The organism is Shewanella sp. AC91-MNA-CIBAN-0169 (genome assembly GCF_040310165.1).
In the GTDB taxonomy this organism is placed as follows: Bacteria; Pseudomonadota; Gammaproteobacteria; order Enterobacterales; family Shewanellaceae; genus Shewanella.
The window spans coordinates 67,721-94,387 of the sequence record NZ_JBEOPM010000017.1 but is presented as its reverse complement, the minus strand read 5'-3'; the positions used below and the strand labels follow the sequence as shown (position 1 = coordinate 94,387).

Below are 26,667 nucleotides of genomic sequence, written 5' to 3'. Positions count from 1 at the left end.
TAAGAGTGTGATATAGCTCAAGTACTTAGGGATGAAGTAAAACCTCATTAACTTTGTTTCATCAATTGTGATTATTGCACAATATCTTTACTGGTGACTTTATGGCTTAATAACTTCATCGACTCTACTGGGGTTAATTGATAAATGTCATCTCGGTATTGCGCAACATGCTGTTCATCGACCCAAGCGCGCCAATATACCATGTGAACAGGCAAGGTTGATGATAAGGCAAACCATTGAGTTTGAGTGTGATTAGACTGCAAATGAGCCCAAGTACGCTTATCAATAACTAAATGGTTGGCAAACCAGTCGGCTAACTGTTGTACTTTTTCAATTCGCACACAACCTGATGATACATCCCGCTCCACATGTGCAAACATTTCAGGTGTTGGCGTATCATGTAAATACACGCTCTGATCATTGTTAAAGTGGAATTTATAACGGCCTAATGCATTACCGTTACCGGGGCGCTGAACCACTCTGTACGGGAATGTCCCTTTTGCAGCCTGTTGCCACTGTTGAGGTGTTTTATCGACACGATGACCTTCATAATCAAACACATCAAAATGTCTATCGGTAAAGTAAGCACCATTTAATCTAACTTGCGGTAAAATATCCTTACGTAAAAGTTGTCGAGGTACTGTCCAGGTGGGATTGATAACTATATTAGAAATTTGCCCCGTCATCACCGGAGTCTGTCGATATGGCTTACCCACAATCACTTTCGACGTCAACACCACTTTATTTTGATAGACTAATACCATTTGAAAAGCCGGAATATTAATCAACAGATAAGACTGAGGGAGCTGGCTTAAATAGGTCGTTTTTTCGACAAAGCTTTTTGCTAATAAAGAGGCTCGTTGTTGTGGAGTTTGATTTAACCAGAATAAGGTTTTAGGACCAATAACCGCGTCGGCCTTTAACCCATGCCGAGACTGAAAGCGTTTAACACTTTGCTCCAAAGCCGGTTGATATTTATCTTCATCCGCAAGGTATGCGTACGCATCACCTAACAACCACAAACGTTGATTAATTTGCTTAATGCTTGGGTGACTATCTCCAGGGCGCAACAGCCCTTCAAGCGTGATGGTTGGCCAATCTTGCGTTTGCGATAACCACATTAACTTACGCAGATCATTTATTACCCCAAGGTAATCATCTGCAGCAGGCTCCAGTGCAATGTTTTTATCACGTAACGAAGTGGTGTTAGCTATTGAATCAAATGGCAGGGGTACTTGTTTATTATGCCAAAAAGCGGCCACACTCTGTTGAATGTTGTCGATATATTCTAATTGTTCAGCAGCGGACCCTGTCTGTAATATCGCTAAATATTGTGCCCGCTGTACTGTGGGCTCAGCCAAATACTGTAATTGCAGATGTTGAGTCAAATTGCCGTATTGCTCTTCAGTGTTAGCCAACACAAATGGCGACACACACAAAAGCAATATACCCATTATGCTAACGTTTACAGACAGTTTCAGTTTGCTGAACATGCTATTCCCCATTGGCCCCACACAATGATATTGTCATGTTTTTTCACGTAAGTGAAATGAATATAGCCATTATGATTAATAATAAATGTGCTTAGGTGCAAGAAACAATTAATCAACAAAAGTGAATACCAAAGCGTTACCTATTAGCTACCTAAGCCTTACCTAAGTCAGTGAAAATTAATCATCTAGATGAAAAGTAACCAGTTAACATTAATTTATGAATACACAACTAGGAAGGGCCATGCTGAATTGTTATAAGGTGAATAAGAAGTACTGAAGCAATAGAGAATCACATGAATAAAAAACAACTCACTCAAACCATGGCCAACAAAATGGACATTCCTCAAGTTCAAGCTAAGCAACAACTTGAACAAATCCTAGCGGTTATTCATCAAGGTTTAGCAGAAGGTGAAAAAATTTACATCCCCCAATTTGGTACATTTGAATTACGTTTTTACTTACCAAAACTAGGTCGTAATCCACAAACCGGTGAAACCATAGAAATTGACGGATTTAATCAACCCAGCTTTAAAGTATCACCCGCATTAAAAGCATTGATTAACGCTTAAGCCAAAGTGGTAGAAACCTTATAAGCCTAGGTACTAGAACGCTTCGCGGCTAGAGGCTATAACTGCAGTAGCTAGGCTAACTATGTAGTATTCAGGCATCACACGCTCTTATAGCCGCGTAGCGAACTAGTAGGACGAAGTCCGCCCTAGCATCTAGGCTCGTTCGCTCTTATCGCTCTCACCTTTTTTAGCGTTTGTTACCGTTCACAACCAAATTTCAGACGTAAAAAAGCCCCAACATAAGTTGAGGCTTTTTTACACCACTCTCTATTGCTAGAGATTATAATGGTACCCGAGGCCAGACTTGAACTGGCACGCTTATTCAGCGAGGGATTTTAAATCCCTTGTGTCTACCGATTCCACCACTCGGGCAAACTGAGCGTGTCTTGATAACAAACATCAAATCACTTAATTCATATTTGCATAAGATAAACAGGGTTACTTTCGCGTCCCGCTTAACTTGGTGACACTTTACTGTTTTTTTTTGGCCAAGCAACTAAAATATTCATCACATCGAACTGAACGCTTCAAAAAACGTCAATCCGATGTAAAATCCAACAAAACAAGATGCTTAGCACAAAAATGATTAATTAGCTCTAACAGGGGTTAACCCTTTACTGCGATTGGTGACAGCTTCCTCAATTTCAAAACCTGCTTCGCTCCACACTTGTGCTTCTTCAACATTAAACGATTCTTTAGCCCAAATGGTCGCAGTATCTAAATTGAAGTTGGCTTTTATCCAACCATCAGATTCTGTAGGGCCAAAACCTCTTACGCGCCAATTTTGCGCTTGGGTTGAATCAAAGCCTATTGCTTTCCATTGGCTGATCTCACGTTCAGACATTCCTTGCCAGCTAGGAGCTGACGCGCATGCTACCAATAACGATACTAACAAACCTAACAATAATTTTTTCATACAGTCCTAATAACCAATGTAAATGCTGCGGCGCATAAATCGTCGAAAAACAGCACAATAAGTCGTAAATTTTGAGAATCATATCTGAGAAAAAACTTTTGACAAGTAGGTGAGCAATAATTAATTTTCATCGAAAAAAACTAACAAAAAAGGCCGCATCCGCGACCTTCTATAAAGTAACCTAAATATCAATATTAGCTACGCTGACGAGTTGGTTTACCGTGATTACCAACCACTTTATGCTTATGAACTGCACGGCGGATTTTAGCACTTTTAACTTTAGAACGAGCAACACTGTGTTTATCCGAACCTAAAACAGATCGTGTTTCAGCTTCTAAACCAGCAAGTTGGCGTAAATAGTTAACTTGGTCCATTGGCAACTCAATCCAACCACCACGCGGTAATGTTTTTGGTAACTCAACTTTGCCATAACGTACGCGGATTAAACGGCTGACCTGCACGTCTTGTGATTCCCACAAACGACGAACTTCACGATTACGTCCTTCGCGAAGAGTGACATGCCACCACTGGTTTATGCCTTCGCCACCAGCAGCTTTAATGGTATCAAACTGTGCTGGACCATCTTCTAAAGTCACGCCGGTACGTAAACGCTGTACAGCTGCTTCTGGCACTTCACCAAATGTACGCACAGCATATTCACGCTCTACTTCATTTGAAGGATGCATTAAACGGTTAGCTAATTCACCATCACAGGTAAATAACAGCAACCCTGAAGTATTAATATCTAAACGCCCTACCGCAACCCAGCGAGCATCGCGCACTTTAGGTAAACGTTCAAACACGGTAGTACGGCCTTCAGGATCTTTGCGCGAGCAAATCTCACCTTCAGGTTTATGGTATGCCAGTACACGACAAATAATATCGTCAGCTGATTTTAATGAAATAGCACGGCCATCAATACGTATTTTGGCGTCAACCTCTACACGATCACCTAAACCAGAAATTTCACCGTCAACACTAACTCGGCCTGCAGCAATCCATGCCTCCATCTCACGACGGGAGCCATGGCCTGCACGGGCCAAGACTTTCTGCAATTTTTCACTCATTAGCGGGGACTCTTTAAAGAAATTTTATAAAAAAACAAAAGGTTAATTACTCTTGCTTTATTGTCTTTTTAGGATTGTACCCGCCGATGGCGCATACAATTAGAAAAGTGCGTAGATTATACGCTGAATGGGGCTTGTGAGCAAAAAATACCATCACTAAGCTTAACTCAGGATAACAGATGCCATAAACGCTTAGAAATCAGTCTGTTTAACCTGAACTCGATGTATGCACTCCTTTTGTTTTAGACTCCACCAATCTACGACCGTAGAGTGGTGGAGTCCATACATCGAGTTACGATTGCTTAATACTTTTATCAACCTGCCTAACTCAAGCCAATAGATTTATTCAGCCCATAAAAAAAGCTGCTAACGTTATCCGTCAGCAGCCTTAATCACTTAATAAACAACTCGATATTACGATTAAATATAAAACGTAGCGCTTAGCGAGTCACGTTAAGGTTAAACACAAGACTATACATTACCGGCAACACCACTAAGGTTAATAGTGAAGCAAAGCCCAAACCAAAAATGATGGTGATGGCCATAGAACCAAAGAAAGCATCACTAATTAATGGGATCATGCCTAACATAGTAGTAATGGCCGCCATCATCACCGGGCGAACACGGCTCACACACGAATCAACCAGTGCGAATCCAGGTTCTTTACCTTCTTCAAGTTCGAGATTGATTTGGTCCACTAATACAATGCCATTTTTGATCACCATTCCAGAAAGACTCAACAACCCAAGTAGCGCCATAAAGCTGAATGGGGCATCGAATAATAATAAACCCGCTGAAACACCGATCAACGCTAAGGGTACCGTAAACCAAATGACTAAAGGTTGCCTAACTGAATTGAACAGAAATACCGTAATTAAAAACATGGCTAAATAACCCATCGGAATAGAGCTAAAGACAGCGGTTTGAGCTTCTCCTGCTGATTCAAACTCCCCGCCCCACTCTAAGCGATAACCTGCCGGCAGCTGAATGGCCTCCACTTTACTTCTAACTTTTTTATGTACCGAGTCTGCGGTTTCATTAGATCCCAATTTGGGATCGCCCAATACTGCCAACATACGAATCCGGTCACGGCGCATCACGAGAGGATTTTCCCATTCAGTGCTGAACTCACTAACAACTTGTGTTGCGGGTACAAATATATTGTTCTCTGTGCTCCATATTTGCATTTTCCACAAGCTATCAGCTTGAAGACGTTCGGCTGCAGGTGCACGAGCAACTATCGGTAACAGATGGCTAGTTTCACGATACAAACCAATTTGTTTACCGCTAAAATTAACCAGCAAGGCATTATCTAAATCTTGCTTACTGATGCCTGTTTCACGAGCTTGAGCATTTTGCAGTTGCGGGCGAATGAGTGGCACTTGATTGCGCCAATTATGGCGAACACCATCCATTGTCGACTCATTTCTAAAAACGATTTCAGCTTGTGCGGCTAAATTGCGCAGCACTTGAGGATCTTCGCCATAAAAACGGGCTTCAATTTTAGCCGCTGGAGACGGACCATTTTCCATATTTTTTAAGCGATATTGTGCTTGGGGGAAATGGCTATTTAACAGCTGTTCAACTTGCGGCATATAAGCCTTAACGGCTGCTAAATCACGCATTTCGACGATAAGCTGAGCAAAAGCTGGATAACCTTTTTCAGGCTGATAAGGCAATACAAAACGCTGGGCACCCTGGCCGATGACAGATGTCAGGTGCACTAAACCTGTGTCATTAAGCTCACTTTCTTGCAGTAGCTTTTTCTCTATTTCGCCGGTAAAACGTTCAGTTGCTTTAATGTCTGTCCCTTCTGGCATCCATACATCAACAAAAAATATTGGCGTATTAGATGCGGGGAAAAATACGTTTTTAATATGACCAAAGCCTATCACTGCTGTGACTAACATCGCCAACACCACTGACAATGTAACGAGGCGAAAGCGCAATACAAAGTACAGAAAACTGCGATAAGTGGTAAATAACCAGCCTTTATAAGGGTCTACCTGCTCAGCTTGTGGCGAGGTCTCTTTGAATAGCAAATTACAGAAAAACGGTGTTAAGGTGATTGCCGTTATCCAACTGATAAACAATGAAATCATTAACACTTGGAACAATGAACGACAAAATTCACCGGCAGCATTTTGTGACAAACCAATGGGTGCAAAAGCAATAATGGCAATCACAGTGGCACCTAACAATGGCCACTGCGTTTGCGATACCACTTGCTTGGCCGCTTCAAGACGGGTTTTACCGCGTTGTAAGCCAATCAAAATACCTTCGGTCACCACAATGGCGTTGTCGACCAACATGCCTAAGGCAATGATCAGCGCGCCCAGAGAAATAAGCTGTAATTCAATGTCTAATACTTTCATCACAATGAAAGTACCTAGAATAGTGAGTAGCAGAATTAGGCCCATCAATAATCCAGAACGAAGGCCCATAAACAATAATAATACCGCGATAACAATCGCAATCGACTCTAAAAGGTTAATCAAAAAACCTTTTACGGTATTATCGACAGCAGAGCTTTGGTTATAAACGGTATCAAGGCTCATCCCTAACGGTCGTTGTGATTCAAGCTCAACTAAGCGTTCACTAACACGTTGACCCACATCGACTACGTTTACACCGCCAGAAAACGCAATACCTAACGATAACGCCGCCTCACCACTATTGTGATAAAGCACATTGGGAGTGTCGTCATAGTCTTTTTCAATGTTGGCAATATCCCCGAGATAAATAAGCTCAGTGCTGCCAGGTGAGCTCACCACTAAACGAGACAATTCCTCTACCGAACTAAACTCACCGGTAGGATGTAAACGGATACGATTATCACCAATGACAATACTGCCAGCATTAGACACCACGTTCTGATTGTTGACTAATCCATAGATGTAATTTTGATCTAAGCCTAGCGCTGACAATTTTTGTTGTGAAATCTCAATCACCACTTGCTCTGTCACATCACCCACCACAGAGACTTTTTTTACCCCGGGAACAAGCACCAGTTCGCGGCGTAAATAATCTGAATAGTTGCTCAGTTCTCGGTTACTAAAATCGTTACCTGACAAGTTAAGTAAAATACCGTATACATCACCAAAATCATCAATCACTTGTGGCTTTGCGGTACCGGGTGGTAAACGCCCTGTAGTGTCATTAACTTTTCGACGCACCTCATCCCACACTTGTGGCAATCGATGTTTGTCATAACTGTCTTTAATCTCAACCTGAATTTGTGATAATCCAGCACTATTGATAGAGGTGATATGTTTAATACCATCAAGCTGCTGTAAAGCGTCTTCAAGCGGTAATGTCACCTCTTCTTCTACTTGTTCAGGCGACGCGCCAGGATAAGCGGTGATCACCAAGGCTTGCTTAATGGTAAATTCGGGGAATTCTAATTGTCCTAAACCAGTAAACGCCACACTGCCGCCAATAAGCAGTAAAAACGCAAACATCCAGCTAATGACTTTGTGATGAATGGAATACTCAGCAACATTCATCAATTACACTCCTCGTTGCCAGCGTAGAGGCTTCACTTTCATGCCTTCAGATAATTGCGATAATCCTGCTGCAACAATAGCATCGCCTTTTTGGAGCCCAGTTAACACTTCGACACCGTCAGTACTCACCCGCCCGAGAGTCACTTTTACCGGGCTAACATCTCCACTATCTGGCTGATAACGCCACACGGTTACATCACCATTTTGGTCTTGTTTGTCTACGGCTGAAATAGGCACTATGGTACTAAAGCCTTTTGGGGAGTCATTTAGCGTCGCTAAAGTTAATTCGGCACTCATGCCTGGCAATAGTTGTACATTGTCAGGTTGTGGTAATGAAAACACTACCTCGTAAGCTTGTGTGCCTGGCGTCACTTGAGTTGAGTATTCTTTAAATTTTGCATCAAACACCATGTCATCTAATGCGCTAAAACGAACTTTTGCAGCTAAACCATTGGCAATATCTTGAGTTAATACTGCCGCCATTGCTTCAGGTACCTGAATGCTGACATCAAGTAACTGATTATTTTGCAAGGTCATCACACCTTGGTTTGCTTGAACAATTTGGTGGTTATCTACCAAACGTTTTGCAATGGTGCCGCTAAATGGCGCTTCTAAACGGGTATAACTGACTTGATCATTGGCAGCAGCTAACGCTGCTTTGGCCGATTTAAGTTGGGCTTTACTGCTGTCAAATAGCGCTTGCGAAATTAATTTACGTTCTAATAAGGTTTGATTACGGCTAAAGTCTGCGAGCAACAAGTCATACTCGGCCTCACGAGTCATTAAATTATTATGCGCATCGCGATCGTCTAATTGAGCCAGTAAAAAACCTTGTTTAACATGTTGGCCTTCAACAAGATCCAGTCTAACAAGTTGGCCTGAAATCCTAAATGATAATTCTGCACGGCTATTTGCTTCGACTCTTGCAGGAAACTGACGAATGGTATTGCCTGATGACTGTGTCACATCAAACAATTTTACTGGGCGCACCAGTACATCTTGTACGGCGCTTTCAACAGGCGTACAACCGACTAAAATAAGAGAAATAAGCAATGCCAACGGCAACGTTGAGTGATATTTCATCGACTATGATCCTTGGGAACTAAGCGTTAAAAAGACGTGGTGACAACAATATTTCCCTTTTCAGGGATAACAGTTAATTCACAATTGGGCCGAACAATACCCTGAATTATAGTTGCAATAAATGGGTTTATTTGGGAACATCAATCCCATTATTTGAGTTTGACTTATTTGCCATAATCAGAGCAATCCACATGAAAACCGAAGACATTGCATTATTTCATCGAATTGTCGAAACCGGCAGCATACTTGAAGCCGCTAATTTGTTGAATTTACCTAAATCGACGGTCAGCAGACGCTTACAATCGTTAGAAGAGTCATTAAATTTAAAGTTGTTTCATCGTCAAAGTCGCGCAATAACACTGACCTCTGCAGGCAGTCATTTCTACGAAAAAACCTTGGTGATGTTAGCTGACTTAGATCGAACTCTTGCAGATATTACCGACAACAAAGCAGAGTTGACTGGCCACTTACGGATTTTGATATTTCCTATCCCGCAGATAATGGATATCGTGAGTAAAATATTTGCCTTTATGGATGAAAATCCTAAGTTTTCGCTTGAGATCATTACCAGTACCGAGCCCTTAGACATGGTGCGTAACAATATTGATATCGCATTTATGGTGAATGAAACGTTTAGTGAGCTCGACATGGTGGCCAAACCGGTTATCAGTGAAGATATGTGTTTCTTTGCCAGCCCACAATACTTAGCCAAAGCTGGCATGCCTGTCACCTTGAGTGATATTGAACAACACAACTCAATTTTATTTCGCTTCCCAAATGGTAAAACCTTCAGTGAAGTGCCACTCGCCAATGACGCTATGCAGGCCGTAAAAGGCAATTTATGCACCAATAGCATTCAACTGGCTTATGAAGCTACAAAATTAGGCCGAGGGATTGGTTATTTACCCAAAAAATTATGTCAGGATGACGTAGAGCAAGGGGCGTTAGTGCGTTTATTTAATGATTTAGCGCCTTATACTGGCGTGGTATTTCTAGTGTATCCGTCAAGACGATTTTTAAGCCTAACGGGTCAGCGCTTACTCGATTACATGCTCGCCCAGCTCCCTGTTCAAACTAGCGACAAAGGGGCGGCAAACAATACTAAAGTGTGGATTTAATGGGTTAGATTTTGGCTGTTTTTTACAACATCGACGGCTTCGTCGTCTACATCATCAAGTTCATTTGTGGTTGTATCACTGCTGTTTTCGCTATCGTTTTGCTCGTCATTAACTTGTTGATCATCGTCTTGGTGATCATCGTCTTGGTCATCAATATTACTGGCATCATCTGTAGGCTCATCAAGAGCAACTTGCACTTTATCAAATAACCCTTGCAGTGATGCTGCATCGGTTAATGCAGGTAAATCGGCAAGTTTTGTTAAATTAAAATAATCCAGAAATGCAGGGGTGGTCGCATACAATGCTGGTTTACCAGGTACTTCCTTATGGCCAACCACTTTAATCCACTGCCGATCCGCTAAGCTTTTTATGATATTACTGCTAATCGCCACGCCTCTAATATATTCAATATCACCACGCGTTACTGGTTGCCGATATGCAATCACCGCCAACGTTTCAAGCGTTGCACGAGAGTACTTAGGGGATTTGTCTTGCCACAGAGGTTGTAAATAAGGGCTGAGTATTTCTTGAGTTTGAAAACGATAACCACTAGCGACTTTAACTAGCTGTACGCCCCGCTCTTGATAATCTTGCTGTAATTCATCAAGCGTTTCCTGAATGCGCGTGCGCGATACACTAAAGTCAGCTAGCACCGTTTCTTTAATGGCTTTTACCGACAACGGCTTAGCTAAGACAAACAAACTGGCTTCAATAAGCTGTTTTAACTGAATAGGATTAATGGGCTTCATGGATCTCTTCGAATATCGTTAATTAATACGCTTTTACATAGATGGGTGAAAACGGTTCATTTTGCACTAACTCAACGAGTAACTCTTTAACCAGCTCCATGAGTGCCAAAAAACTCACCACTACACCGGCTCGACCTTCACTGACATCAAACAAACACTCAAAACCAATGTATTCTGTACTGGATAATTTAGCTAAAATTTGGCTCATGCGTTCACGGGTAGATAAATGTTCACGCTTTACATGATGATCTTCGTTGGCATCAATGCGTTTTAGCACTTCGCCAAACGCACGAGCTATATCCACCAGCGAAACATCTGGTGGTACCGTCACCGGTTTAATGTCTGGGGCTGCGCTAACAGATGCTTGAAACACATCTCGTTCAATCCGCGGTAACGTATCAATATCCACAGCAGCTTGTTTGATCACTTCATAGGCTTTTAATTGCCGTATAAGCACCACGCGAGGATCTTCTTCCTCATCATCTTCACTGGCCATTTTAGGTAACAATAATCGGGATTTAATCTCCGCTAATGTTGCCGCCATCACAAGGTAGTCGGCAGCCAGTTCAATGCGCGCTTCAGTGAGAATTTCAATATAGAGTAAATATTGTTGGGTGATTTGTTGAATAGGCAAATCAACCACATCTAATTTTTGTTTGCGGATTAAATATAATAATAAATCTAATGGGCCTTCAAAGGTTTCAAGAAACACTTCTAAGGCCTCAGGCGGAATAAACAAGTCTAGGGGCATGCTATTAAGCGCTTGGCCACGAACCATTGCTAATGGCAGGCTTTGCTGACTGCCTGGCATGTTTATCTTAGATGATTCGTCTGCGGGTATCACGTTGGTTTATTCAAATGCACTGGTATCGCCAGCACCATGACGTAATATCACCATCTCATCTTCAGACATATCAATCACTGTCGTTTGATTTTCAGGTAAATAACCACCGTGAATAATACCGTCTACCAAGTTATCGAGTATATCGCGAATATGTTCAGGGTCAGATTCAGCAAATTGCTCATTTGGCATCACTAAACTGGTGGTCATCATTGGTTCACCCAATGCTTCAAGTAACGCGAGTGCAATGACATTATTAGGCACGCGAATGCCAATGGTGCGCTTTTTGTCACACTGTAAACGACGTGGCACTTCTTTAGTGGCTTTGAAAATAAACGTATATGGACCAGGCATACAGCTTTTTAATAAACGATATGCTTGGTTATCAACGCGGGCAAAATTGGCCAGCTCAGAGAGATCACGACACATTAATGAAAAATTAGTGTCATTTTCAATCTGGCGAATGCGCGCCATACGCGTCATGGCATTTTTTTCGCCAATCATACAACCCAATGCATAACCTGAGTCAGTGGGATAAACAATGACTCCACCTTGTTTAAGAATCGCCACAGCTTGGTTAATTAATCGTGCCTGTGGGTTCTCATCATGAATATACCAAAATTGACTCATGCTCTTTTCGTCCAATGTTGTGATTGCCAAACCCATTCCACACCTTGTGGTTGGAATAAGTTTTTACCTAACTCGATCCAATTACTCGGGAAGTGAAAATCGCTCCCCACAGAAGCAAGTAGGTTATTTTGCTTACTTAATGCGATAAGGTTATTACGGTCGTCTAATGTTTGCTGGCCTAAAATAACTTCAATCGCATCGCCACCGGCCTCTGCAAATTCACGCACTAAGCGCTTAAGCCATTTGGCCGATAATTTATAACCGCTAGGGTGAGCTAATACAGCAACACCACCGGCTTGATGAATATGCGCTATCGCATTGGCCATATCGCCCCAATTATTGGGAACATAACCTGTTTTGCCACGAGCTAAAAAGCGTTTAAACACACTAGGCATATCTGTCGCATGACCATTATCGGCTAACCATCTAGCATAATGGCCACGACTCAGCGCTGCATCGCCGGCAATAGCTTTAGCACCATCATAGGCACCTTCTATCCCCGCTTTAGCTAAACGTTCACCAATTTCTTGGGCTCGGACTTCACGCAACTCACGTTGATGAGTTAAAAAATCCAATAATCCCGTGTGAGCGATATCCAAGTTTAATCCGACGATATGAATATCAAAACTGTTCCAACGAGTCGAAATCTCACAACCATTAATTAATACTAATGGCGTGGCATGGTTTTGATTAGCAAGATGCGCTTCCGCTAACCCTCCAACAGTGTCATGGTCAGTAATAGCAAACATCTCAACGCCTTTTTCAATAGCGCGAGTTAATAATTCTGTCGGTGTTAATTGACCGTCTGATGCGGTCGTGTGGCTGTGAAGATCGGCCAAGAGAGTCTCTGTAATCATGTGGTTATTGTACTAGAGTGGCGATTAAAATACTGCTTGGATTTATGAATAAATGATGGCAATTGATGAATTATTTATGCATAAGTTAGTTAGAGGGCTCAATAAGTAGACTAGATTTGTCCATATTGCCATTTTTTGTTAGCTTTTGAGAAATATTCAATTGACATTAATCTCCAGCTGGGTTTTCCTATAGGCATTAAACACAGACACAACATAGCGATTAACAATGACACACTCTTTAGCTTCATTACACATTACTTGGTGGTGGCACTTCCCAAATTAACGGGTGGTGTGAAGCGTTGTGCTCATTTTTAAGAGACAAGATTTTACCAAAAAGCCCGCAGAGATGTGGGCTTTCTTGTTATTTGGCCCACTCACTTTAGTCACTCGGGTTACATAATATTAAAGGCCAACAGATGATAAACAAACAGGATACAAGGAGCGGCGACATAGTGATGACAACAGTGACGACAACAGTGAGCACACCAAACCAACTCGCTCAGGTTAGCACGCAAAAGCAGGCATTAACCTACCATACTGATCCACTAAAACTGTATCAGCAAGTGACTAATAATGCGCCTCATACCATGCTGTTAGAATCAGCAGAGGTCGAAAGTAAAGACCATTTAAAAAGCATCGTACTCACTCATGCGGCAATGATGATACGTTGCGACGGTTATCAGCTCAGCTTCAGCGCATTAACTCAAAATGGTGCAGCGTTATTAACGCCAATAGCCAACTTCTTCAGCGATGCACAGCAACAACGAGATAATAATACTCTCATCGTGACGCTGCAAAAGGCCACCGAGTTACAAGATGAAGATGCACGGTTAAAGTCAACATCTCCTCTTGATGGCTTAAGAATGTTTATTAAACACATTCAAACCAATAATCCGCTTAAATTTGAAGATTTATTTTTAGGTGGTGTATTAGCCTATGACTTAATTGATACTGTCGAGCCACTCCCTGCAGCGCCCAACGCTCACAATGATTGCCCAGATTATTTATTCTATCTTGCTGAAACACTTATTTTAATTGACCATCAAACTCAGCAAGCCGAGATTGTTAGCCACCAATTCGGTCAAGATGAAATGATTGCAAAACAATTAGTTCAGCAACTGCAACACGTTATCGAACAATGTGCCGATCTAGGTGACATTGCTCAATTAACACCAGTGACAACCGACGAAGAAGTTAACATCACCGACGAGCAATTTAAGCAAACCGTGATTGATTTAAAAGAACACATTGTCGCCGGCGATATTTTCCAAGTAGTGCCATCTCGTTGTTTCAGCTTACCTTGCCCAAATACACTCGGGGCTTATCGGGCTTTGCGTTTAACTAATCCAAGTCCGTATATGTTCTATTTTAGAGGTCCTGATTTCACCTTATTTGGTGCGTCGCCAGAAAGTGCCCTGAAATACGATGCGGCCAGTAACCAAGTTGAAGTGTATCCCATTGCTGGCACGCGTAAGCGCGGTAAAAATGCTCAAGGTGAGATTGATTTTGACCTAGACAGCCGTATAGAGCTCGAGCTGCGTTTAGATAAGAAAGAATTGTCAGAACATTTAATGCTGGTCGATTTAGCACGTAACGACATTGCTCGCATCAGCCAAAGCGGTAGCCGTAAAGTGGCCGAACTGCTAAAAGTTGATCGTTACTCGCACGTGATGCATTTAGTCAGTCGCGTCACTGGTCAATTACGTTTAGATTTAGATGCCCTGCACGCTTATCAAGCTTGCATGAACATGGGAACCTTAGTGGGTGCGCCAAAAGTGCGTGCATCGCAATTAGTTCGCCAAGCGGAGCAAGCTCGTCGCGGCAGTTATGGTGGCGCAGTGGGTTACCTCAATGGTCTCGGCGACATGGATACCTGCATTGTTATCCGTTCCGCGTTTGTTAAAAATGATGTTGCTCATATACAAGCAGGTGCTGGAGTGGTGTTTGACTCAGATCCACAAGCCGAAGCAGATGAAACACGTCAAAAAGCCCAAGCGGTCATTTCTGCGATAAAAATGGGAGGTGGGCTATGAGCACCGTAACCACACAAAGTGATCAACGGATGAAAATATACTTACTCGATAACTTCGATTCGTTTACTTACAATCTAGTCGATCAATTCCGCAGCCTTGGCTGTGAAGTTGTCATTTATCGTAATGATGTCAGTGCCGATTATGTTGCTGAAAAACTCATGAATGAAACGGGTAAAAAGGCATTAGTGCTATCACCCGGACCTGGAGCTCCTCACGAGGCTGGCTGCATGATGGAACTCATTGGCAAAGTGGCTGGTAAAGTCCCGATGCTTGGCATTTGTTTAGGTCATCAAGCCATGGTTGAATATTATGGCGGCAAAGTAGAGCGAGCGCCGTTTGTTGTCCACGGTAAAGCCAGCCCGACCTTCCATAATGGTCAAGGCGTATTTGCAAACTTACCCTCACCATTACCGGTGGCCCGTTATCACAGCTTAGTTGCGACTAAGGTACCTGACTGCTTAGACGTTATTGCCACCACAGATGACATGCCGATGGCAATATTACATCCACAACATCAAGCTATGGGCTTTCAATTTCATCCAGAATCAATTTTAACCACCCTAGGCAGCCAGTTACTCACGCAGACATTAGCGTATTTAACCCAAGACCATGCCTTTACTGGAGGAGAATAATGGATAATCTGCAAACGTTATTCGACCATCTGTATCAAGGTAAGCCATTAACTCGTGAACAAATGGCACAAGTGTTTAGCGCTATTATTCAAGGTGATATGCAACCTGCAACCATGGCGGGTATGTTAGTGGCGCTAAAAATGCGCGGCGAAACCATTGATGAAATAGCCGGAGCGGCTGACGCATTGCGCCAAGCAGCTAAACCCTTTCCACGAAGTGATGCCTCAAAGCAAACTGGCATTGTTGATATTGTCGGTACTGGCGGCGATGGCCATAACACCATCAACATTTCTACTACTGCCGCGTTTGTTGCAGCAGCAGCAGGTGCAAAAGTAGCTAAACACGGTAACCGCAGCGTCTCAAGCAAGTCTGGCTCTTCTGACTTACTGTCACATTGCGGTATCGCGCTCACCATGGCGCCTGATGCAGCAAGCCAGTGTTTAGATAAGCTTGGTTTATGTTTTCTATTTGCGCCGCATTACCATGGCGGGGTGAAACATGCTGTGCCTGTAAGGCAAGCGTTAAAAACCCGTACTATTTTTAATGTGTTAGGCCCATTAATTAACCCAGCAAGCCCAGAATTTATGCTATTGGGCGTATATACACTTGAACTCATCGAACCTATTGCACAAGTGTTACATGCCCTAGGCGTTAAACGCGCAATGGTGGTGTATGGCAGTGGCTTAGATGAAGTGGCGCTTCATGATAATACTCATGTGGCAGAACTAAAAGACGGTGTGGTGCGTACTTACCAACTGAGCCCTGAAGATCTCGGCGTTAACCGTGCAGACATATCGCAGTTAACGGGTGGAGAACCAGCTGATAATGCCTTAATCACCCAAGCCATTTTACAAGGTAAAGGTCTACCAGCACATAGAGATGCGGTGGCGATTAATGCAGGTTGTGCTTTGTATATCAGTGGTATTTGCGACTCAGTTCAAGCCGGTACTCAGCTAGCGCTCACGACACTCGCCAGCGGTACAGCTTTTACCTTATTAACCGATTTAGCTGCCGTGAGCCAAGCTGGAGAACACCATGAGTAAGCCAGAAAGTAATGTATTAACCCGTATCGTTGATACTAAAGTGGCACATATCGCCGCGCTAAAACTGCGTTTCCCTGAAGCCAGTCTACAGCCTAAAATATCTGACCGTAGCTTATACGATGCCCTGAAAGCACCTAATGCTCAGTTTATTTTTGAATGTAAAAAGGCCAGTCCTTCTAAAGGGCTTATTCGCCCTGTATTTGATGTTGAAGCCATCGCAGATATTTATGTCAATTACGCTGCAGGCATCTCTGTACTCACCGATGAACAATTTTTCCAAGGTGACATGGACTACATTCCAAAAGTCCGCGCCAGAGTGACTCAGCCCATTATCTGTAAAGACTTTTTTGTCGACCCGTATCAAGTGAAATTGGCGGCCCATCAAGGTGCTGATGCTATTTTACTCATGTTGTCAGTGCTTGATGATGAGCAATATCGTTTATTAGCCAGCGAAGCGGCTAAGTATCAATTAGATACCTTAACTGAAGTAAGTAACCAAGAAGAATTGATCCGAGCGATTGATCTCCTTGCCCCAATAATTGGTATTAACAATCGTAATTTACGCGACTTAAGTACTAATTTGGCGACAACTGAGTTATTAGCGCCACAGATCCCCGCAGACAGAGTCGTTATTAGCGAATCAGGTATTTATAACCATCAACAAGTTTGCCGCCTAAATCCATTGGTTGACGGTTATCTTGTTGGCAGTTCAATTATGGCGCAAGACGATATTGATTTAGCGTGCAGACAACTTATTTTTGGTAATAATAAAGTCTGTGGTTTGACTCGAATTGACGATATTGAGGCAGTAGCAACAGCAGGGGCGGTATTTGGTGGGTTAATTTTTTATCCCAAATCACCTAGAGCCGTAACACCAGCACAAGCAAGTGAATTAGTCGCCCAAATGCAGCAACGTAATATTGGCTTAAATATGGTGGGTGTGTTTGTTAATCACCCCGTTGCAGATATCGCTTCATTGGCCCAAACACTGAATCTTTTTGCAGTGCAATTACACGGCAATGAAACTGAACTTGAAATCACCGAATTAAAAGCGTTATTGAATCAACAGCAGCTAAAAACCGAGATTTGGAAAGCCGTTGCAATTGACAGCAACAGCGACGAAGTGAGTCAACAACCTGCTGGCGCCGATCGTTATTTATACGACAGCAAATCAGCACAACAATTTGGCGGCACCGGAAAAACATTCAACTGGCAAGCCAATATTAATGATAAACAAGATGCGATGTTGGCCGGTGGATTAACCCCTGGCAATGTTTATCTAGCAAGCCAACAAGGATTTTATGGGGTCGACTTAAATTCAGGAGTAGAATCTACCCCTGGCCATAAAGACCATCAAAAACTGATTGCTGCATTTACTCAATTACGCCGTAATTAATTTTCTATTTACGACACCATTTTTAGTTAAAAACATGATTACTCGAAGGGAATATTTATGACCGAGCTCAAGCTTAACCCTTATTTCGGCGAATACGGTGGGATGTACGTACCGCAGATTTTAGTGCCTGCATTAAAACAACTCGAAACGGCCTTTGTTGAAGCACAACAAGATGAAAGCTTTATCGCTGAATTTACCGACCTGCTAAAGAACTATGCTGGCCGCCCAACAGCGCTAACACTGACCCGTAATTTAAGTCCAAATCCGTTGGTAAAAATTTACCTAAAACGTGAAGACTTACTTCATGGCGGCGCCCATAAAACCAACCAGGTATTGGGACAAGCGTTGTTAGCCAGACGCATGGGTAAAAAAGAAATCATCGCTGAAACCGGTGCTGGTCAACACGGCGTAGCTACTGCTCTAGCCTGTGCGCTTTTAGGCTTAAAATGTAGAGTCTACATGGGCGCTAAAGACATTGAACGTCAATCGCCAAATGTGTTCCGCATGAAATTAATGGGCGCTGAAGTTATACCGGTTACCTCAGGTTCATCAACCCTAAAAGATGCGTGTAACGAAGCCATGCGCGACTGGTCGGGCAGCTATGATAAAGCGCATTACTTATTAGGCACCGCAGCTGGACCGCACCCATTCCCGACAATTGTGCGCGAGTTTCAGCGCATTATTGGTGAAGAAACTAAAAAACAAATTCTTGAAAAAGAAGGCCGTTTACCCGACGCCGTTATTGCCTGTGTTGGCGGAGGCTCAAATGCTATTGGTATGTTTGCTGACTTTATTGACGAAGCATCGGTTGAGTTGATTGGCGTTGAACCTGCAGGTAAAGGCCTTGATACGGCAATGCACGGCGCGCCGCTTAAACACGGTAAAACAGGTATATTCTTTGGCATGAAATCACCGTTAATGCAAAACAGTGACGGACAAATTGAAGAATCGTATTCAGTTTCTGCCGGACTTGATTTTCCATCGGTAGGCCCACAACATGCACATTTAAACGCTATTGGTCGTGCTCGTTATGAGTCGGCAACCGATGATGAAGCACTTGAAATGTTCCAAACACTCGCTCGTTGTGAAGGCATTATTCCTGCATTAGAATCAGCCCACGCACTTGCTTACGCCGTTCGCATGGCAAAGGAAGCCACTAAAGAAACCATTTTAGTGGTTAATTTATCAGGTCGTGGTGACAAAGATATTTTCACAGTGGCAGATATTTTAGAGGCCAAACAAAAACAACAGGAGAGCGGCAATGAGTAACCGTTATCAAGCAAAATTTGCTGCACTGAAAGCACAACATCAAGGCGCATTTGTTCCCTTTGTGACCATTGGCGATCCAAGTCCTGAATTATCGATGAAAATCATTCAGACCTTAGTTGATAATGGCGCTGATGCACTTGAATTAGGTTTTCCTTTTTCAGATCCATTAGCCGATGGTCCGGTGATACAAGGTGCTAACCTGCGCTCATTAGCGGCAGGTACTAAACAAAGTGATTGCTTTGACATTATCGCTAAAATACGTGCGCAATATCCTGAGCTGCCTATCGGATTATTGCTATATGCCAACTTAGTATTTGCTAATGGTATCGATTCATTTTATGCCAAAGCACAAGCTGCTGGTGTTGATTCAGTATTGATTGCCGATGTGCCTGTAGAAGAATCAAAACCCTTTAGTTTGGCTGCAAAAGCACATGGTATCGCGCCTATCTTTATTGCACCGCCTAATGCTGATGCTGACACCTTAAAACTGGTTAGTGAACAAGGTGAAGGTTATACCTACCTATTATCTCGTGCCGGCGTAACGGGCACAGAATCCAAAGCGGGTGAGCCAATTGAGAATATTCTGGCGCAACTGGTCGAATTTAATGCCCCACCGCCACTATTAGGTTTTGGTATTGCTGAACCGGAGCAAGTACGCGCCGCCATCAAGGCTGGAGCAGCGGGTGCTATTTCAGGTTCTGCCGTGGTTAAAATCATTGAAGCGCATCAACATGATGAAGTGACATTATTGGCCAAACTCGCCGAATTTACCGCAGCAATGAAAGCGGCTACATAACGACCACTTTCAGGTTGAAAAAGGAGCGATTTTATTGCTCCTTTTTTTATGTCCGTTATACTAGGATAAATATCAACCAATTCGGTATTATATGAAAAGTTCGTTAATAGGGATTTTAACGATTGCCATTCTATCTGTTATCTGCAGTTTTAAAACTGTGGCGACGTCTGAACAACCTAAAATTATTGTCACTTATAATGCTGCAATTCAAGGCACTGACCCAAAACAGGCTTATTTTGTGTCGTTACTTGAACTTGCGTTAGAGAAAAGTCGCGATAAATATGGCGACTTTCAAATGAATGCCGCCATGATCCAAATGCCGCAGGGTCGAGCACTTAAAATGGTGGCTGATAACACGATTATTGATGTTGTCTGGACCATGACCAGCATTGAACGAGAAGATCAATTACAAGCTATTTATGTGCCATTACTTAAAGGACTAATGGGTTACCGAATTGGGCTGATCCGTAAAAATGATCAAGCTAAATTTGACAACATAAACGCCATAGAAGACATCAAAAAGACCTTAATTGGCCAAGGCGCTGATTGGCCAGATGTACCTATTTTGCACAGTAATGGTTTTACCGTCACATCTGGCAGTGATAGTCGTTTAATAGCCATGTTACTGAAAGGTCGCTTTGACTACTATCCCCGCTCAATACACGAACCATGGCGAGACTTGGACCGTTATCCAGACCTAGCACTTGAACAAAAAATCTTATTAAAGTATCCCGCGCCCATTTATTTTTTTGTCAGTAAAGACAACACATCCTTAGCTCAGCGCATCGAATACGGCCTCAGAAAAGCTATCGATGACGGTAGCTTCGATGACTTATTCTATAACCACCCAATCACTCAAGGTATGCTCAGTAAATCCGAATTAGATAACCGCACCGAATTTGTGCTGCATAATCCCTTTTTATCTAAAAAAAGTGCTGATCTACTAAGTGAAACTCAGTTATGGCTCACCTTAAAACAACAATGATCACTAAGGTTGCAATTGCACAACTGCTTATGGTTCATAAACACTATCTCATCATGTTACAATCGGCGTATATTGTCGTAGTGACAGCGGTTTGTTGTCCTTTTTCTGCAAGAGATTTTTATGAAACAACTGTTAGACTTTTTACCACTGGTCATTTTTTTTGCCGTTTACAAATTCTATGATATCTACGCCGCAACAGGAGTATTGATTGCTGCCACGGCTATTCAACTCGTCATTACATATCTGATTTATAAACATATTGAAAAAATGCATTTAGCCACCTTCGCCATGGTGACTGTATTTGGTTCGCTCACCCTATTTTTCCACGATGATGCTTTTATCAAATGGAAAGTCAGTATTGTTTATGCCTTGTTTGCTATAGGGTTAATTGCCTCACAAATCATGGGAAAATCAGCGCTTAAGAGCATGTTAGGCAAAGAAATGAAAGTAGACGATAGAATATGGACTCAAGTCACATGGTATTGGGTTGGATTTTTTGTATTATGTAGTTTCGCCAATATTTATATTGCGTTTAATTTACCTTTAGAAACCTGGGTTAACTTCAAAGTATTTGGCTTAACCGCCCTTACCTTAATTAACACAGTGATAACGGTAGTTTATCTGTATAAAAATATGCAAGATGACAACTCGCAACCTACTGATAACCAATAATTGTTTATGTAAAATCAAATAAAGGAAGCAGCTATATGTGGTATATGATTTCATCTCAAGATATTGAAAACAGTTTAGAAAAACGTTTATCTGTTCGTGCTGAACATTTAGCCCGTTTACAAGTTTTAGCCGATGAAGGCCGTTTATTAACCGCTGGACCACATCCTGCTATTGATAATGAAAATCCTGGTGAAGCGGGTTTCACAGGGTCATTAGTGGTTGCTGATTTCCCTTCATTAGAAGATGCACAAGCTTGGGCAGATGTGGATCCTTATATTGGTGCTGGCGTGTACAAAAGCGTTATCGTTAAGCCATTTAAACGAGTGCTTCCTTAATGAAAATAGTTTCTTTTAATATCAATGGTATTCGTGCTCGTTTGCATCAACTGCAAGCTCTCATCGACAGTCATTCACCCGATATAATTGGCTTACAAGAAACCAAAGTACATGACGAAGCTTTTCCTGTTGCTGACGTTGAGGCTATGGGGTACAAAGTCCATTATCATGGTGGCAAAGCACATTACGGTGTCGCTATGCTGTCAAAAGCAGAACCTCTTGAAATCATTAAAGGGTATGAAACCGATGATGAAGACGCGCAACGCCGTCTTATTATTGGTCAGTTCACACAAGATAATGGCCGTATATTAACGGTTTTCAATGGTTACTTCCCACAAGGTGAAAGTATCCATCACGAAACGAAATATCCAGCTAAGCGCAAGTTTTATCAAGACTTAATGCTGCATTTAGATAAACATCACAATCCAAGTGAAGACATCGCGATTATTGGCGACATTAATATTTCGCCAACCGATTTAGACATCGGTATTGGTGAGGTTAACGCCAAACGTTGGTTAAAAACCGGTAAATGTAGTTTCCAACCAGAAGAACGTGAATGGTTAGCACGTTTACAGCAATGGGGCTTTATCGACAGTTTCCGTCAATTACACCCTACTCGCACTGAACGTTATTCATGGTTTGATTATCGTAGTAAAGGTTTTGATGATAACCGTGGACTTCGAATTGACGTCATTCTGGTCACAGAGTCAATGTTGCCACGTTTAGTTGAGTCAGATGTAGATTACGAATTACGTGGTATTGATAAACCATCAGACCATGCGCCAATTTGGAGCACATTTAGTTAATCTAAGTGGATGTTAACTGACCCTTAGATTAAACGACATGATGCTTGAACAAAAAACGCTATGCCTAACAGCATAGCGTTTTTTTATGATTGTTGACTCTGCATTAGCCATTAGCCCATGCTTGTAGTTAACCCATATTAGCCGTTAACTAACCTAAACTTGGAATAATAAACACCTTTCAAACTGCTCCCTATCTTGCTAACTTTGTCTTGCTAACTTTATTGAATTAACTTGCAGTAGGCTTAACTAAAAAAAGTAACGGCTAGACACTTGCCATTGTTGCTCAAGCAGTTCGACCGATTCATTAAGATACGCTCTAGCAGGACGAGTTGAATCAACAGCATTGTATTCAAATTGGATAAACCACGGTCTATCGAGTTGATATTGATACGCAAGGGTCAATGATTGGCCATCTTCATTATTATTATCTTCAGGAGTAAGATCATTATCGGTAACAGAAAAGTCTTCAACTCTTAAACTTAATCTGTGCTTGTCCCAACGTTTACTCAATAACACGTAACCCGATTGAAAATCATTATCGACCACAGGATAACCATCAGTGTTGGTCATTAAGGTGGTTCCTTGCATAAATTGACTGATTAAACTGACACCAAAAGGCAAACGCCATTTTGCGCCAACATGACCAAACTGGGTCAACCACACATATTGACCTTGCTTAACAATATGCGTATTGGCGTTATTATCATAGTAACCCGCTTGAATACTGCCTTTATTACGCCAAGTCCACTTTGCGAGTACATGCCCACCGATACGGTCGTCAAGTTCAGTAAAAGGGTCTGAGTTAGCGGCTTGGGCCTCTAACATACCCCCCTCTTCCATTGCAGGAATGGCAGCGATGGGAATGGTTTCTTGCACTAATGTTTGTCTTGAGGTTTGAGTCCAACCGTGCCAAGCCAGCATCGCGCCGGTGGTATCGTTAAACATAAAGGCTTCTGCAGTTAACGAAAAATCATGCTCTGATTGCCGATATTTCCCTAATGATTCAACCGTTGTCGACAGGCCAATATGCCTAACCTCTTCGGCCAGCCAACTATTCATGGTTGAATAGTTTAAGGTGAAAGGTGATGCCCATGCGGTAGCAACATTTTCTAACGATATTTGCGGATACATCAAGCCAAACTGAACATCAAACCGAATACCTTGCTCACTCGGAATATCCCGATAACGTAAAATGGCTTCAGTGATACCTAACCCATTATTGATACCATCAACATATCCATTCGCCACAATACGACTCGACCAGGCATCGCCCCATTGGCTGTGATAACTTAACCCCAGTTGTGATAAGGCTAAGTGCGCGCCATTATTAACGCCAAACTTGCCCAATCCACCATCCAAATAAGAATCGATGCTATCGGCATAACCAACACGGACATCTATCACGCCACTGAAATCATGCTCAACATCTGCATGACCAATCACGTCATTATCCAATGGTTCGGCATAAATACTGCTACTCACACACAGTAAGCAACACACTATCCTTGTACGTAAGCCGCAAATAATCAATTCTCCTACAGGTAATCAGATTGCCCTAACCAGTCATTAAACTGCTGTTCAGGCAATGGTCGCGACAAATAAAAGCCTTGGCCCATTTCGCAGTTTAGATTGGTTAACCATTCTAAAGTAGCCTTATCTTCAATGCCTTCGGCAACCACTTTAAGGCCTAAATTATGAGCTAATTGTAACGTCGATTGCACAATGATTTGGTCTGCTTCATTTTCAAGTAACTTTTGCACAAACGACTTATCAATTTTAAGTTCATCGACCGGCAGCTGTTTCAATTGTGCCAATGAAGAATAGCCAGTGCCATAGTCATCTATTGATAACGTGAGTCCATTTTGACGCAATAACGTGAGCTGTTTTATTGCCAGCTCGGGATCAGATACCACCGCATCTTCAGTTATTTCTAACGTCATCGCGGTAACAGGTACATTATGCTCAGCGAGGGCATTAATGACCCAGTGGCAAAACTGCTCGTCTTTTAAATTTTCAGCCGAAATATTTACTGCTATACACATATCAAGGCCCAGTAATTGCCAACGATGATATTGAGCCATCGCTTCGGTAATCACCCAGCGGGTCAATGCATCCATTTGCATGGTTTTTTCAGCGATAGGAATAAACGTATCCGGTGGAATAATGCCTCTAGCGGGATGATCCCAACGAACTAACGCTTCAACATGGGTAATTTTTTGTTTGGCTAAGTTTAATTTTGGTTGGTAATAAAGCACTAACTGATTTTGCTCAATCGCCACTTTAAGCTCGTTAATGAGTTGAAAACGTTCAATGCTATTTTTATCGATATTGGCATCGTAGATTTGATAATCACGCTTATTTATTTTAGCGTGCTGCAAAGCCGTGTCAGCTTGTCTTAGCAGGGTAACAATATCTACGTTTGGCTGATAAAAACTGACACCAGCAGTAAACTGCAAATGTAACATTACATCTTGATAGTGATAATCTTGGCCAATCTGATCTTGGAGCTTTTTGAGAAGCACATCAAACGATTGATGTTCACAATGCTTAAATGCTAAAACAAACTCATCACCCGACAATCGATAAGCTAAGGCATCGGGATTAACCTCACATAAACGTTTAGCCACTTCTTTAATTACTTCATCACCTACAGCGTGACCTAAGGTGACATTAATTTCAGTCATACGGCGAATATTAATTAAACACAGCCCCATGGTTGACCCCGATACTAACCAAGGTTCAATCATGCGCTGTAATTCATTACGATTGCCTAAATTGGTTAATGGGTCATGATAGGCTTGATGAGCAATGGCTTTTTCTCGTTGTAGAATAGCTTGCTGCATCGAGGTAAATTCATTGGCTAATTGCTGTAGCTCAATACTGGAATCGACACTCACATTAGAATCATAATTACCTTGTGCGATAAAACGTGCCTGGGCAATTAACTGTGTAATAGGTCGAGTGATACTGCCCGATATCCAAAACGCCAACAGTAAGGACACCGGTAACATCATGACTAACACCGCAACTTGTTGTAACCACTGAGACTCTATTGATGCCAATAAATCAGAGCGGGATTTATACATATAGGCATGTAGAGACTGACCATCGACTTCACCTAAAGATTGCTTCCAGAGAATATAATCGTGGTTGGTTTTCTCTTCAATGATATAACGCGATAATAATGAGCTTTCATCTTCAGGCAACGACAGACCTGAATGACCAATTTCAATGACTTTACTTTCAGTTGTTAACATAAAACCGCTGTTTAAGCCGGTGAGCTTCTGCAACGAATTAGCTAAGGTATCATCGATAAGAAACCCAAAACCCACCCAACCGATAACGCTATTACCGCCACTAGTGAGTGGTGAAAACTTAATTTGATACAGTTTATTATCTAATAAATAGAATGGACTTAGTGTTTCAAATTCAGAACCTAACTTGTATCGAAACACCTCGTTCTGCTCCGAGCCCAGAGCAACGGCTTCACGACCTAATTCACCTTGTGAAGCCACCAGCTGGCCAATAACTTTACCTTCAGCAGACACCGCCATTGCTAAAGATGCATTAATCCGACTGCGATGATTATTTAACGCCACTAGAAAACTACGATTATCGCCATCAATAAAGATATCTTTTAAACCAAAATCCTTTGCGGCCGTCGCGGCAAATGCAGCCAAATAATAATTTCGGTTATCATATTGCGACTCGAAAACTAAACTCGCTACTTCAAGTTGATTGGCCACATACTGTTGCTCTAACCTTTGATTAGATTGATACGTTAACCAAAAAGACAAACTCAGTACGGCAATGATTAGCAATACAAAAAAAGCAAAAATCCGAGTTTGCAACCGATTAAAAAATAGCAATA

At 42.2% G+C, this 26,667-nt stretch carries 22 protein-coding genes, 1 tRNA gene and 1 pseudogene; 12 read left to right on the top strand and 12 right to left on the bottom strand.

Features of this window, described 5'->3' with window-relative positions; genetic code table 11:
• Nucleotides 1-71: 71 nt before the first annotated feature.
• Nucleotides 72-1,493 (bottom strand): L,D-transpeptidase family protein, encoded by a 1,422-nt coding sequence (locus tag AAEY98_RS15075; protein WP_351017915.1) that lies wholly within the window; start codon nt 1,491-1,493, stop codon nt 72-74.
• A gap of 293 nt (nt 1,494-1,786) precedes the next feature.
• On the opposite strand from AAEY98_RS15075, the gene AAEY98_RS15070 reads away from it, so the two are divergent.
• Nucleotides 1,787-2,062 (top strand): HU family DNA-binding protein, encoded by a 276-nt coding sequence (locus AAEY98_RS15070; RefSeq protein ID WP_101086764.1) that lies wholly within the window; start codon nt 1,787-1,789, stop codon nt 2,060-2,062.
• A gap of 286 nt (nt 2,063-2,348) precedes the next feature.
• On the opposite strand, the gene AAEY98_RS15065 is transcribed toward AAEY98_RS15070, so the two are convergent.
• From AAEY98_RS15065 to AAEY98_RS15045, 5 genes are all read right to left on the bottom strand, one after another.
• Nucleotides 2,349-2,434: transfer RNA gene (locus AAEY98_RS15065), tRNA-Leu, on the bottom strand.
• A gap of 214 nt (nt 2,435-2,648) precedes the next feature.
• Nucleotides 2,649-2,978 carry a hypothetical protein gene (locus AAEY98_RS15060; RefSeq protein WP_101086763.1) on the bottom strand — a complete coding sequence of 110 codons (330 nt, stop codon included), beginning with the start codon at nt 2,976-2,978 and terminating at the stop codon, nt 2,649-2,651.
• Nucleotides 2,979-3,172: 194 nt separating this feature from the next.
• Nucleotides 3,173-4,045 carry a 23S rRNA pseudouridine(2605) synthase RluB gene (gene rluB, locus AAEY98_RS15055; protein WP_101086762.1) on the bottom strand — a complete coding sequence of 291 codons (873 nt, stop codon included), beginning with the start codon at nt 4,043-4,045 and terminating at the stop codon, nt 3,173-3,175.
• A 440-nt stretch (nt 4,046-4,485) separates the two neighbouring features.
• On the bottom strand, nt 4,486-7,551 hold the full coding sequence (locus AAEY98_RS15050; protein WP_351017947.1) for an efflux RND transporter permease subunit: 3,066 nt from the start codon (nt 7,549-7,551) through the stop codon (nt 4,486-4,488).
• Between the two features lie 3 nt (nt 7,552-7,554).
• Complete coding sequence (locus AAEY98_RS15045) at nt 7,555-8,634, bottom strand: efflux RND transporter periplasmic adaptor subunit (RefSeq protein ID WP_351017912.1); 1,080 nt, start codon at nt 8,632-8,634, stop codon at nt 7,555-7,557.
• A 191-nt stretch (nt 8,635-8,825) separates the two neighbouring features.
• On the opposite strand from AAEY98_RS15045, the gene AAEY98_RS15040 reads away from it, so the two are divergent.
• Nucleotides 8,826-9,752: a LysR family transcriptional regulator gene (locus AAEY98_RS15040; protein ID WP_351017909.1), complete on the top strand. Its 927-nt coding sequence runs from the start codon at nt 8,826-8,828 to the stop codon at nt 9,750-9,752.
• A 155-nt stretch (nt 9,753-9,907) separates the two neighbouring features.
• Here AAEY98_RS15040 and scpB read toward each other — a convergent pair.
• The 4 genes and pseudogenes from scpB to rnm all read right to left on the bottom strand — a co-directional run.
• Nucleotides 9,908-10,501: pseudogene (gene scpB, locus AAEY98_RS15035) on the bottom strand (SMC-Scp complex subunit ScpB); the annotation flags it as partial.
• Between the two features lie 22 nt (nt 10,502-10,523).
• Nucleotides 10,524-11,312, bottom strand: coding sequence for a segregation and condensation protein A (locus AAEY98_RS15030; RefSeq protein ID WP_162023413.1), 789 nt, complete (start codon nt 11,310-11,312; stop codon nt 10,524-10,526).
• A 39-nt stretch (nt 11,313-11,351) separates the two neighbouring features.
• Nucleotides 11,352-11,972, bottom strand: coding sequence for an L-threonylcarbamoyladenylate synthase (locus tag AAEY98_RS15025; RefSeq protein WP_101086756.1), 621 nt, complete (start codon nt 11,970-11,972; stop codon nt 11,352-11,354).
• Nucleotides 11,969-12,829, bottom strand: a complete 861-nt coding sequence (gene rnm / locus AAEY98_RS15020) for an RNase RNM (protein ID WP_351010982.1) — start codon at nt 12,827-12,829, stop codon at nt 11,969-11,971. Before rnm ends, AAEY98_RS15025 begins: the two co-directional genes overlap by 4 nt.
• 455 nt (nt 12,830-13,284) lie before the next feature.
• Between rnm and AAEY98_RS15015 the strand changes: the two genes are divergently transcribed.
• The 10 genes from AAEY98_RS15015 (at nt 13,285) to xthA (ending at nt 22,796) form a co-directional block, all read left to right on the top strand.
• Nucleotides 13,285-14,862: an anthranilate synthase component 1 gene (locus AAEY98_RS15015; RefSeq protein ID WP_351017944.1), complete on the top strand. Its 1,578-nt coding sequence runs from the start codon at nt 13,285-13,287 to the stop codon at nt 14,860-14,862.
• A 29-nt stretch (nt 14,863-14,891) separates the two neighbouring features.
• Nucleotides 14,892-15,494: an aminodeoxychorismate/anthranilate synthase component II gene (locus tag AAEY98_RS15010; RefSeq protein ID WP_101087210.1), complete on the top strand. Its 603-nt coding sequence runs from the start codon at nt 14,892-14,894 to the stop codon at nt 15,492-15,494.
• On the top strand, nt 15,494-16,537 hold the full coding sequence (gene trpD, locus AAEY98_RS15005) for an anthranilate phosphoribosyltransferase (RefSeq protein WP_351017906.1): 1,044 nt from the start codon (nt 15,494-15,496) through the stop codon (nt 16,535-16,537). The genes AAEY98_RS15010 and trpD overlap by 1 nt, the downstream gene beginning before the upstream one ends.
• On the top strand, nt 16,530-17,933 hold the full coding sequence (gene trpCF, locus AAEY98_RS15000) for a bifunctional indole-3-glycerol-phosphate synthase TrpC/phosphoribosylanthranilate isomerase TrpF (RefSeq protein WP_351017903.1): 1,404 nt from the start codon (nt 16,530-16,532) through the stop codon (nt 17,931-17,933). The genes trpD and trpCF overlap by 8 nt, the downstream gene beginning before the upstream one ends.
• A gap of 57 nt (nt 17,934-17,990) precedes the next feature.
• On the top strand, nt 17,991-19,202 hold the full coding sequence (gene trpB, locus AAEY98_RS14995; protein ID WP_101086751.1) for a tryptophan synthase subunit beta: 1,212 nt from the start codon (nt 17,991-17,993) through the stop codon (nt 19,200-19,202).
• Nucleotides 19,195-19,998, top strand: a complete 804-nt coding sequence (gene trpA, locus AAEY98_RS14990) for a tryptophan synthase subunit alpha (RefSeq protein WP_162023418.1) — start codon at nt 19,195-19,197, stop codon at nt 19,996-19,998. Before trpB ends, trpA begins: the two co-directional genes overlap by 8 nt.
• 91 nt (nt 19,999-20,089) lie before the next feature.
• Complete coding sequence (locus tag AAEY98_RS14985; protein ID WP_162023419.1) at nt 20,090-20,983, top strand: substrate-binding periplasmic protein; 894 nt, start codon at nt 20,090-20,092, stop codon at nt 20,981-20,983.
• A gap of 120 nt (nt 20,984-21,103) precedes the next feature.
• On the top strand, nt 21,104-21,655 hold the full coding sequence (locus AAEY98_RS14980) for a septation protein A (RefSeq protein ID WP_162023420.1): 552 nt from the start codon (nt 21,104-21,106) through the stop codon (nt 21,653-21,655).
• Nucleotides 21,656-21,690: 35 nt separating this feature from the next.
• A complete protein-coding gene (locus tag AAEY98_RS14975) occupies nt 21,691-21,990 on the top strand; it encodes a YciI family protein (protein WP_101086747.1) in 300 nt (99 codons plus the stop codon).
• Entirely contained in the window at nt 21,990-22,796 is an 807-nt protein-coding gene (xthA, locus tag AAEY98_RS14970; RefSeq protein ID WP_101086746.1) for an exodeoxyribonuclease III, read from the top strand. The genes AAEY98_RS14975 and xthA overlap by 1 nt, the downstream gene beginning before the upstream one ends.
• Nucleotides 22,797-23,042: 246 nt before the next feature.
• On the opposite strand, the gene AAEY98_RS14965 is transcribed toward xthA, so the two are convergent.
• Nucleotides 23,043-24,278: a hypothetical protein gene (locus AAEY98_RS14965; protein WP_351000042.1), complete on the bottom strand. Its 1,236-nt coding sequence runs from the start codon at nt 24,276-24,278 to the stop codon at nt 23,043-23,045.
• Nucleotides 24,279-24,331: 53 nt separating this feature from the next.
• Nucleotides 24,332-26,665 carry an EAL domain-containing protein gene (locus tag AAEY98_RS14960; RefSeq protein WP_351000045.1) on the bottom strand — a complete coding sequence of 778 codons (2,334 nt, stop codon included), beginning with the start codon at nt 26,663-26,665 and terminating at the stop codon, nt 24,332-24,334.
• Nucleotides 26,666-26,667 lie beyond the last annotated feature (2 nt).